At 71.4% G+C, this 9,665-nt stretch carries 9 protein-coding genes and 1 pseudogene; all 10 read right to left on the bottom strand.

The genetic code is table 11. The features are described 5' to 3' along the window. Positions 1-211 precede the first annotated feature (211 nt). Positions 212-1,228, bottom strand: coding sequence for an asparaginase (locus ACWD1U_RS36755; protein ID WP_451113707.1), 1,017 nt, complete (start codon positions 1,226-1,228; stop codon positions 212-214). A gap of 32 nt (positions 1,229-1,260) precedes the next feature. Next, positions 1,261-2,703 (bottom strand): amino acid permease, encoded by a 1,443-nt coding sequence (locus tag ACWD1U_RS36750; protein ID WP_451113704.1) that lies wholly within the window; start codon positions 2,701-2,703, stop codon positions 1,261-1,263. Beyond that, positions 2,700-3,377 (bottom strand): FadR/GntR family transcriptional regulator, encoded by a 678-nt coding sequence (locus tag ACWD1U_RS36745; RefSeq protein ID WP_451113706.1) that lies wholly within the window; start codon positions 3,375-3,377, stop codon positions 2,700-2,702. The genes ACWD1U_RS36750 and ACWD1U_RS36745 overlap by 4 nt, the downstream gene beginning before the upstream one ends. Positions 3,378-3,642: 265 nt before the next feature. After that, on the bottom strand, positions 3,643-4,479 hold the full coding sequence (locus ACWD1U_RS36740; RefSeq protein ID WP_451113703.1) for an undecaprenyl-diphosphate phosphatase: 837 nt from the start codon (positions 4,477-4,479) through the stop codon (positions 3,643-3,645). 123 nt (positions 4,480-4,602) lie between these two features. Beyond that, entirely contained in the window at positions 4,603-4,950 is a 348-nt protein-coding gene (gene crcB, locus ACWD1U_RS36735; protein ID WP_451113702.1) for a fluoride efflux transporter CrcB, read from the bottom strand. Then, on the bottom strand, positions 4,947-5,438 hold the full coding sequence (gene crcB / locus ACWD1U_RS36730; RefSeq protein WP_451113701.1) for a fluoride efflux transporter CrcB: 492 nt from the start codon (positions 5,436-5,438) through the stop codon (positions 4,947-4,949). Before crcB (ACWD1U_RS36730) ends, crcB (ACWD1U_RS36735) begins: the two co-directional genes overlap by 4 nt. Before the next feature lie 192 nt (positions 5,439-5,630). After that, positions 5,631-6,617, bottom strand: a complete 987-nt coding sequence (locus ACWD1U_RS36725) for an SMP-30/gluconolactonase/LRE family protein (protein ID WP_451113700.1) — start codon at positions 6,615-6,617, stop codon at positions 5,631-5,633. A gap of 46 nt (positions 6,618-6,663) precedes the next feature. Next, complete coding sequence (locus tag ACWD1U_RS36720) at positions 6,664-6,921, bottom strand: ArsR/SmtB family transcription factor (RefSeq protein WP_451113699.1); 258 nt, start codon at positions 6,919-6,921, stop codon at positions 6,664-6,666. A gap of 351 nt (positions 6,922-7,272) precedes the next feature. Continuing rightward, positions 7,273-7,461: pseudogene (locus ACWD1U_RS36715) on the bottom strand (glycosyl hydrolase 53 family protein); the annotation flags it as partial. A gap of 149 nt (positions 7,462-7,610) precedes the next feature. Beyond that, positions 7,611-9,632, bottom strand: coding sequence for a beta-galactosidase (locus tag ACWD1U_RS36710; RefSeq protein WP_451113698.1), 2,022 nt, complete (start codon positions 9,630-9,632; stop codon positions 7,611-7,613). Positions 9,633-9,665: the final 33 nt, after the last annotated feature.

The following is a 9,665-nucleotide window of genomic DNA, read 5'->3' as shown; positions in this document are numbered from 1 at the left end:
CCGTGGCACGCAGGGTGTGCACACCCCAATAGGCCTCGGCGGGGACATCACGGTCGCCGAGCAGATCGTGCTCGATGCGGGTGACGGCGGTCATGACAGTGAGGGTCCTCTTCTGCGAGGTAGGAGGGTGGAAGCGCCCCTGGAAAGGGGCGCGGGGAACTGCGCGACCAGCCACATGGGCCCCGCAGTCGCCGGAGGGTAGATCACGTCGTCAGGCGCGGGCCGAACCGGCGACCGGCTCCAGCGAGCGAACGGGCCGCACCCGCCCGACCTCCCGGCCGCCCCCGAGCAGCGGCTCGCCCGCGAACTCGGTGAGCAGTTCCGGGTCGACGCCCGCCCGGGCCAACGCGGCGGCAGCCACCGGCACGCGCGCCCGGTTCGCACCGTCGGCGATCTTCACCGCGACGGCCCGGCCGTCGGGCAGCGCGGCGACCTGGACGCCCTCGAAGCCGTCCTTGGTGAGCAGCCCGGGCACGGCCCTCATCAGCGCGGCGACGTCCCGGCCGGAGCCGGAGGCCATCTCGGCGTGCTCGCGCATCGCGTCGGCGACGCGGGCCTCGGGCGTGCCCGGCGCGGCGGTGGCGATCCGGGCGGTGGCTCGGGCGAGGCCGTGCAGGGAGATGGAGAACAGCGGCGCGCCGCAACCGTCGACGGTCACCCGGGCGATGCGCTGCCCGGTCAGGTCCTCGACGATCTCGGCGACGGCCTGCTGCAGCGGGTGGGCCGGGTCGAGGTAGTCGTCCAGCGACCAGCCGTTGAGGGCGCAGGTGTAGAGCATGGCCGCGTGCTTGCCGGAGCAGTTCTGGGCGAGCCGTGAGGGCAGCCGGCCCTCGCGTACCCAGGCGTCCCGGACGACCGGGTCGAACGGCAGGTCCGGGACGTTGCGCAGGTGGTCCTCGGTGAGCCCGGCGATCTCGAGGATGCGGCGGGTGCCGGCGAGGTGGCGTTCCTCGCCGGAGTGGCTGGCCGCGGTCAGCGACAGCAGGTCGCCGTCGAGCGGCAGCCCGGCCCGGACCATGGCCACGGCCTGGACGGGCTTGATGGCGGAGCGCGGGTAGAAGGCGGCCTCGATGTCTCCGATCTGGAGCCGCACGTCGCCGTCGGCGTCGAGGAGGACGACGGAGCCGTAGTGGATGCCTTCGACGATTCCGCCGCGTATGAGGTGGGCGACGGGGGTGTGGACGGGTTCACGGACAAGGGGTGCGTCCGCGAGGGAACTGCTGAACATCACTGCCTGCTTCTCGTGGAACGGCGCGTCGCTCACGCGCCGGATCCGGTGGTGGACTTGCGCGCGACCCGGCCGCGGATGGCGAACCATCCGGCGACCAGGGCCCCGACGATCAGCGGCAGGCACAGCACGGTGGTGCGTCCCGCGCCGCCGTCGGCGTACATGAGGACCAGGACGGAGGCGAGGAACGCCAGCGTCACGATCTCGGTCCAGGGGGAGCCCGGGAGTTGGTAGCCCGGGCGGGTCAGCTCGCCCTTCTGGGTCTTCTGCCAGAAGAGGAGGTGACAGATCATGATCATGCCCCAGGTGGCGAGGATGCCGAGCGCGGCGAAGTTCAGCACGATCTCGAACGCCTCGGCGGGCACGACGAAGTTGAGGCCGACGCCCAGGACACAGATGCCGCTGGTGAGCAGGATGCCGCCGTAGGGGACCTGGCTGCGGCTCATCACGGAGGTGAACCTGGGCGCGGATCCGGCCATGGCCATGGAGCGCAGGATGCGCCCGGTGGAGTACAGGCCGGAGTTGAGGGAGGACATCGCGGCGGTGAGGACGACGAGGTTCATGACGCCACCGGCCGCGGGGATGCCGATGTTGGACAGCACCGTGACGAAGGGGCTCTCGCCGGCGGTGTACTTGTTCCAGGGCAGCAGCATCGACAGCAGGACGACCGAGCCGACGTAGAACACGCCGACGCGCCACATGATCGAGTTGATCGCCTTCGGCATGATCTTCTCGGGGTTCTCGGTCTCTCCGGCCGCTACGCCGACCAGTTCGACGGAGGCGTAGGCGAAGACGACGCCCTGGATGATCAGCAGCATGGGCAGCAGGCCGTGCGGGAAGACGCCGCCGTTGTCGCCGATCAGGGACGGGCCCGGGTGGTGGCCGTCGACGGGGTGCTGGGTGACCAGCAGGAAGATGCCGATGCACATGAAGACGACCAGCGCGCCGACCTTGATGATCGCGAACCAGAACTCCAGCTCGCCGAAGATCTTCACCGAGATCAGGTTCACGGTGAGCACGACCGCCAGCGCGATGAGTGCGATCACCCACTGCGGGATGTCGGAGAACATGCCCCAGTAGTGGGTGTAGGTCGCGACGGCGGTGATGTCGGCGATGCCGGTGGTCGCCCAGTTGAGGAAGTACATCCAGCCCGCGGTGTAGGCGCCCTTCTCCCCCATGAACTCGCGGGCGTACGACACGAACGCGCCGGAGGAGGGCCGGTACAGCACGAGTTCGCCGAGGGCGCGGACGACGAGGAAGGCGAAGAGGCCGCAGACGGCGTAGGCGATGAAGAGGGAGGGGCCGGCGTCGGCGAGGCGGCCGCCGGCGCCGAGGAAGAGGCCGGTGCCGATGGCTCCGCCGATGGCGATCATGTTGACGTGCCGGGACTTCAGGGACTTGCTGTAGCCCGCGTCGCCGGCATCGACATGGCCGGAACGTTTCTGCACGCCTTCGTGCAGGGACTGCTCGCTCACGCCTCGGTTCCGCCTTCCGTGGGGGTGTCCGTACGCGCCGAGCGCACGATGTCGGTGAGGGTCGTCTCGACGCGGTCCAGGTGGTGGTCCATGGCCTCCACCGCGTCGTTCTCGCAGCCGTCGATCAGCGCCTCGACGATCGCCCGGTGCTCGCGGTTGGACTGCTCGCGGCGGCCGCCCAGCTCGTTGAGGAAGGCGGACTGGCGGGCCAGCGCGTCCCGGATCTCCTCGATGACCCGCCGGAAGACCGGGTTCTGGGCGGCCTCGGCGACGGCGAGATGGAACAGCGTGTCCATCGCGACCCACGCGGTGGTGTCCGTCTCCCGCTCCATCCGGTCCAGCAGATGGGCCAGGTGGTCGAGGTTCTCCGGGGTGCGGCGCCGGGCCGCGTACCCGGCGACCGGGATCTCGACATGGCGGCGCACCTCCAGCAGGTCGCTGGCCGAGTAGTCGCCGAAGGTGGGGTCCTCGACGGTACTGGCGACGACGAAGGTGCCCTTGCCGGTCCGGGACACCGTCAGACCCATGGTCTGCAGCGCCCTGAGCGCCTCGCGCAGCACCGGCCGGGAGACCTCGAGGGTGCGGCACAGCTCCGCCTCGGAGGGGAGCTTGTCGCCGATGGCGTACTCGCCGCGCTCGATGGCACTGCGCAGGTGCGCCAGCACCGCTTCCATGGCACTGATGCGACGCACGGGCTGTCCGGCTGTCCGGCTGTCTGACAGGTTCACGGAGGTGATCCTCCGGGGCGCGGGAGGCCCCTGTCAAGGGCCGGCCAGAGACGTCCCGGGGCCGGAAGACCGCATCCGGGTCTCCGGCCCCCCGGGGCCCTGTGTCACGTCCCGCCTGCCCCACGACGCCGTGCGACGCACCTGACGCCGCGGGGCCGCCCGCCGGGCGACGAGGGGAACGGGGACGACAGGGCCGGGGCCGTGCGGGCGGTCAGCCGTGCAGCACACCGGCGCCGAGCAGACCGAACAGCAGCACGCCCACCACGATCCGGTAGATCACGAAGGCGTTGAAGGAGTGCTTGGCGACGAACCTCAGCAGCCAGGCGATCGAGGCGTAGGCCACCACGAAGGACACGAGGGTGCCGACGGCCAACGGGGCGGCGCCCACGCCGGTGCCCAGGGCGTCCTTGAGCTCGTAGAGGCCGGCGCCGGTCAGGGCGGGGATGCCGAGGAAGAAGGAGAGCCGGGTGGCGGCGACGCGGTCCAGGTCGAGGATGAGCGCGGTGGACATGGTGGCGCCGGAGCGGGAGAAGCCCGGGAAGAGCAGGGCGAGGATCTGGGAGCAGCCGACGAGCATGGCGTCCTTGAACGAGGTGTCGTCCTCACCGCGCTTGTGCCGCCCCATCTGGTCCGCCGCCCACATCACCGCACTGCCGACGAGCAGGGAGCCGGCCACCACCCACAGTGAGGCGAGCGGTCCCTCGATGAGCGGTTTGGCGGCGAGTCCGACGGCGACGATCGGGAGGGTGGCGTAGATGACCCACCAGGCGAACTTGTAGTCGTGGTGATAGCGCTCCTCGCGGTCGGTGAGTCCGCGGAACCAGGCGGAGACGATCCGCACGATGTCCTTGAAGAAGTACACGAGCACGGCGGCGATCGCGCCGACCTGGATGACCGCGGAGAACCCGACGACGGCACTGTCGTCGACGGGGATGCCCATGAGCCCCTCGGCGATCTTCAGATGGCCGGTGGAGGACACGGGCAGGAACTCGGTCACCCCCTCGACGGCTCCGAGGACGACGGCCTGACCGACGTTGATGACGCTCATGGGATCCAGTTCTGTGCAGGAGGCGGGAGCGGAGAGGACCCCGTCTTACTACACATGGGCGAGAACGGATTTCATGGACACCGGGTGAGAAAGGGCCTCAGGCGCCCGCCTCGCCCCCGCCTCTCACAGGCGCGCGAGTGCGACTCCCGCGAACGCCGCCGCGAGGCCGGCCGCCACGCTCGCCGCGATGTTGGCGGCGGCCCGGAGCGGAGCCCCGGTCTCCGCCAGCCGCAGCGTCTCGTAGGAGAACGTCGAGTACGTCGTCAGGGCCCCGCACAGGCCGGTGCCGAGCAGCATCTGGAGCTGTGTGGCGGCTCCGGTGAGCAGGCCGAGGATCAGGCAGCCGGCGGCGTTCACCGTGAAGGTGCCCCAGGGAAAGCCCGTGTCGTGCCGGGACTGGACCGCCCGGTCGGTGAGGTAGCGGAGCGGGGCGCCGACCATCGCACCGCAGACGACCAGCAGCCAGTTCACACCGACTCCTTACCCTTGCTGTCCGCTTTGCCCAGGATCCGGCGAGTCGACCAGGCGGCGAGCCACACCGCCGTGAGCGCCGCGAGCGGGGTCGCGGCCAGGTAGGCGAGAGCGGTGCCGACGTGGCCGCCGTCGGTCAGCCTCTGGATGCCGACGGCGTACGTCGAGAACGTCGTGAAACCGCCGAGGAAGCCGGTGCCGAAGAAGGGGCGGACCAGGGGGTGGGCGGCGCGGATCTCGGTGACGACCACCATGAACACGCCGATCACGGCACAGCCGGCGGCGTTGATCCAGAAGGTCGTCCAGGGGAAGCCGCCCACGTGCTCGGGCCACCACAGGGAGGCCGCGTACCGGGCGGCGGCCCCCGCTCCCCCGCCGAGCGCCACGACTGCCACGACTGCCACGACTGCCACGACCGGTACCTGGCCACGCCGGGAAGGCGCAGGCGGTGCGGGGGCCTGAACGTGGAGGCTGTCGGGGGCTGTCATGGATCACGTCTCCTACTCGCCGGTGCCCGGGATCGTGCGGGCTCGTGCCGTCGCAAGTAGGGACCGTTGGCGGCGTAGGTGCCGCGGTTCGGGTACGGCGGGCCCCACCGCCGCGCCGCGAGGTGCTCGCGGCCGGCATTCAGGTTAACCCCGTCGGCCCGGCGTGGGTCACTCCGAGGCGGGTGGCTCCGGTCACTCCGGGGCGGGTACGGCTCGGGGCCCCTTCGGAGCGGGCCGTTCGCAGACCGCCACGCCGCGTTCCCGAACGCTGCCCAGGATCAGGTGCCCGCCCGCCTCGCAGACGCTGGTGACCATGCGGTAGCCGGAGTGGCGGCGGGTGAGGTGGTGGACGACGCGGCCCTGGTCGTCGAAGGCGAGGACGCCGATCGTGCCGGTGGGGCGGAAGGGGGCGCGCACGGCCACATGTGCGGCGGCACGGCGGACCGCGGGCGCGCCGCGGTGGAGCAGTTCGAGAGGTGGGACGCGGGGTCCGGCGAGCGCGACCCAGATGGGTCCGCCGGGAGCACCGCGCCAGAGGTTGTCGGGCATGCCCGGCAGGTTCTCGGCGAAGGGTTCACTCTGCCCGGCCTTCGGTCCGGTGAGCCAGAGGCGGACGAGCCGGCAGGCGCCGGTCTCCGCGACGACGAGGAAGGATTCGTCGACTCCGACGGCGACCCCGTTGGCGAACTGCAGGCCGTCCAGCACCACCTCCGGGGTGTGCCCGCCGGGGGCGAGGCGCAGCAGCCGTCCCGTTCCGGTGTGTTCGACGATGTCGCCGATCCAGTGGTCCAGGGGGTAGCGGCGGCTGGAGACGGTGAAGTGGACACTGCCGTCGGACAGGGACACGACGTTGCTGCAGAACCGCAGCGGCTCGCCCGCAACCGAGCCGGCGAGGACGCGGACCGTGCCGTCGCGGATGTCGACGCGCAGCAGTCCGCGTTCGGCGTCGCACACCAGCAGATCGCCGTCCGGGAGGAGTTCGAGCCCGAGCGGCCTGCCGCCGGTCTCGGCGATCACCTCGGCGCGTGCCGCGACCGGGTCCGCCAGGCCGTCCAGGCGCAGGATGCGGCCGTCCGCCACGCCGGTCAGGACGCGGCCGCGCGGGTCGGCGACCACGTCCTCGGGGCCGTGGCCCACCGCGACGTAGTGGCGTGGGACGAGTGCTCGGGGACGGTCCATCGCGTGCGTGCCCTCCTCCGTCGGGGATACCGCCGTACCGGGTCGCCTACCAGCCTTTCTCAAACATCCGGGCGACCTCGGCGATCCGCATGTCGTCGCGGTGGTAGCACACGCGGCCCGAGGCCCGGCTGCCGCGCAGCATGCCGGTGGCCTCGAGCAGCCGGAGGTGGGTGACGGCCACCGGGTGTGGCATCGAGAACCGCTCGGCGACGGCGTCCGCGGTGGCACCGTCGGCGGCGCGGCCGGGCTCCTTCAGCCAGGCCAGGATGCGCAGCCGTGTCCCGTCCGTGGGAGTCCTCAGCATGTCGCGCCCCTGCCTCCCGGCGTCGCCCTCTCAGGGGGGTCCTTGCACTATGAGCGTCCGATCAGGTCGCGTGGTCCGGTGCCGTGCATCGCAAGGCGCCTAAGTGCTCTGGTAGCGGAGCTACCCGGGCACTTCGGCAACGCGGCGAGGCGCGGTGCCAGGCCCCACGACCCGGGCGGACACAGTGCAAGGCCCCTGATCCCCGTCTTCCCCCTGTCGCGTGATCGAAGCCGTCCCTTTTTCAGCACCAGGCGTCATTGACCGATTCCGAACTGCCGTACGTGGCAGTGGAGTTGAGGCGCACCCTGATACGGGAGGGGGCGCGTCCGGTCCGGCCTCCTCCCCCGGGGATCAGCGGTGGCGGAACCAGGACATCGACGACAGCGCCCGGTCGTCGTAGCCGAACAGCGCCTGGTTCTCCCAGCCGTTGCCGGAGGACGCGTCGGTCGGGTCCCAGCCGTTGCCCTTCACCGCGGTCCAGGTGGCCTCCCAGTAGAAGATGCCGAGGCCACGGCCGTTCGGGACGGCCTCCACGATGCTTGGCCAAGGTCGAGGGTGCGTCCGGGACGGAACATCGTGGTCCGTCGTCCCTTCGACGTGGGGGATGTGGGGGCGCCGTCAGGAAGCGGATGAGAGGGGCGGGCCCTTCCGCCCGCGGCTCGTGGCACGCGGGGGCGGAGGGAGTCGGTTCAGCCGTCGAGCCGGACGACCCGGACGGCTCCGGCCGGAAGCGCGAGGCGTCCGGCGGCGCGTTCGCCGGTGAGCAACTCGGTGCCGGTGGCCTCCAGCGGCACCTTGGTGTCCGAGCCGGTGTGGTTGACGGCGAACAGGTAGGTGCCCGACTCGCCGGTTCGGCGGACCACTTCGACGTCCCGGGGCAGGTCGGTGCGCGGGGCGAGCCGGGCGTCCTCGCCCGCCATGCCGAGCAGCGCGTCGAGGCCGTCGGCACCGAGGCGGGTGGAGACGTACCAGGCGGTGCCCTCGCCGAGGCGGTGCCGGGTGACGGCGGGCAGACCGGCGGTGAGGCCGTCGGCGTAGGTCAGGACGGTGTCGGCGCCGCGCGGCACCACGAACTCCGTCCACACGTCGGCACCCAGCTCGGTCCCGTCGCGGCCGGTGACGCGCACCCGTTCGCCGGGCAGCAGCGGCGAGAACTCCTCGACGGTGAGGCCGAGGACGTCCCGCAGAGGGCCCGGGTAGGCGCCCTCGTGGACGGCGTCGTGCTCGTCGACGATGCCCGAGAAGTAGGACACGACGAGCGTGCCGCCGTTCTCGACGTACGCCTTGAGGTTGCGCCCGGCGGCTTCCGTCATCAGGTACAGGGCCGGGACGACGACCAGGGGATAACTCGACAAGTCGGCTTCCGGGTGGGCGAAGTCGACGGTGAGGTGGCGGTCGTAGAGGACCTCGTAGAAGGCGTCGGCGCGCTCGCGGGCGTCGTGGTCGACGCTGGGGCGCCAGTCGAGGTTCTGCGCCCACCAGGAGTGCCAGTCCCACAGCACGGCCACGTCGGCCTCGGTGCGCGTGCCGCGGATTTCGCTCAACGCCTCGACGGACGCACCCAGTTGGACGACCTCGCGCCAGACGCGGGTGTCGGTGCCGCCGTGCGGGAGCATCGCCGAGTGGAACTTCTCGGCGCCGCGCCGGGACTGTCGCCACTGGAAGAACATGGCGCCCTCGGAGCCGCGCGCCACGTGTGCCAAGGAGTTGCGGGCCATCTGGCCGGGGGCCTTGGCGGGGTTGCGGAGCTGCCAGTTGACGCCCGAAGTGGAGTGCTCCAGCAGCAGCCAGGGGGCGCCGCCGGCGACGGAGCGGGTGAGGTCGGCGGCCATCGCCAGGTTGACGTGGGTGCGGCGGCCGTCGGTGATCAGGTAGTGGTCGTTGGTGACGAGGTCGACCTCGCGGCCCCAGGCCCAGTAGTCGACGGAGTCGCACTGGCTCAGGGCCGTCATGAAGTTGGTGGTGACCGGGACGCCCGGCGAGAGGCGGTGCAGGATGTCCCGCTCCCTCACGAAGTTCTCGCGCATGGTGGCGTCGGCGAACCGCTTGTAGTCCAGCGCCTGGCTCGGGTTGACGGCCGCGGGGGTGAGCCGGGGCGGGTTGATGTGCTCGAGGTCGGCGTAGCGCTGGCCCCAGAAGGCCGTGCCCCAGGCCTCGTTGACCGCCTCGACCGTGCCGTACGTGGTCGCCAGCCAGCGGCGGAAGTGGGCGGCGCAGGAGTCGCAGTAGCAGGCCGAGACGGGGACGCCGTACTCGTTGTGCACGTGCCACATCGCCAGGGCCGGGTGGTCGCCGTAGCGTTCGGCCAGCTTCGTGGTGATGTGCGCGGCGGCCTCGCGGTAGTGGGCGTTGCTGTGACAGATGGCGCCGCGCGAGCCGAACTCGTAGCGGACGCCGTCGGCGGTCACGGGCAGCGCCTCGGGGTGCTCGCGGTAGAACCAGGCGGGCGGTACGACGGTGGGGGTGCCCAGGTCGGCGCGAACGCCGTTCTCGTGGAGCAGATCCAGGAGCCGGTCGAGCCAGCCGAAGTCGTACACACCGGGTGAGGGCTCGAGCAGAGCCCAGGAGAAGATCCCGACGCTCATCATCGTGACGCCGGCCTGGCGCATCAGCCGGACGTCCTCGTGCCAGACGCTCTCCGGCCACTGCTCGGGGTTGTAGTCCCCACCGAAGGCGAGCCCGATGAGGCCCGTTGGGGTGGTCTCCGGCATGGATCTCTCCCGACTGATCGAACGCTTGGGAAC

The organism is Streptomyces sp. NPDC002788 (assembly GCF_053592115.1).
This window is presented reverse-complemented; position numbering and strand designations above follow the sequence as displayed.

What these genes read in the sequence shown, in the direction of transcription:
- ACWD1U_RS36745 (WP_451113706.1), bottom strand. Translation starts at nt 3,377, where the DNA reads ATGGAAGCGGTGCTGGCGCACCTGCGCAGTGCCATCGAGCGCGGCGAG.
- ACWD1U_RS36740 (WP_451113703.1), bottom strand. Translation starts at nt 4,479, where the DNA reads ATGAGCGTCATCAACGTCGGTCAGGCCGTCGTCCTCGGAGCCGTCGAG.
- ACWD1U_RS36720 (WP_451113699.1), bottom strand. Translation starts at nt 6,921, where the DNA reads ATGCTGAGGACTCCCACGGACGGGACACGGCTGCGCATCCTGGCCTGG.
- ACWD1U_RS36725 (WP_451113700.1), bottom strand. Translation starts at nt 6,617, where the DNA reads ATGGACCGTCCCCGAGCACTCGTCCCACGCCACTACGTCGCGGTGGGC.
- ACWD1U_RS36755 (WP_451113707.1), bottom strand. Translation starts at nt 1,228, where the DNA reads ATGTTCAGCAGTTCCCTCGCGGACGCACCCCTTGTCCGTGAACCCGTC.
- ACWD1U_RS36710 (WP_451113698.1), bottom strand. Translation starts at nt 9,632, where the DNA reads ATGCCGGAGACCACCCCAACGGGCCTCATCGGGCTCGCCTTCGGTGGG.
- crcB (WP_451113701.1), bottom strand. Translation starts at nt 5,438, where the DNA reads ATGACAGCCCCCGACAGCCTCCACGTTCAGGCCCCCGCACCGCCTGCG.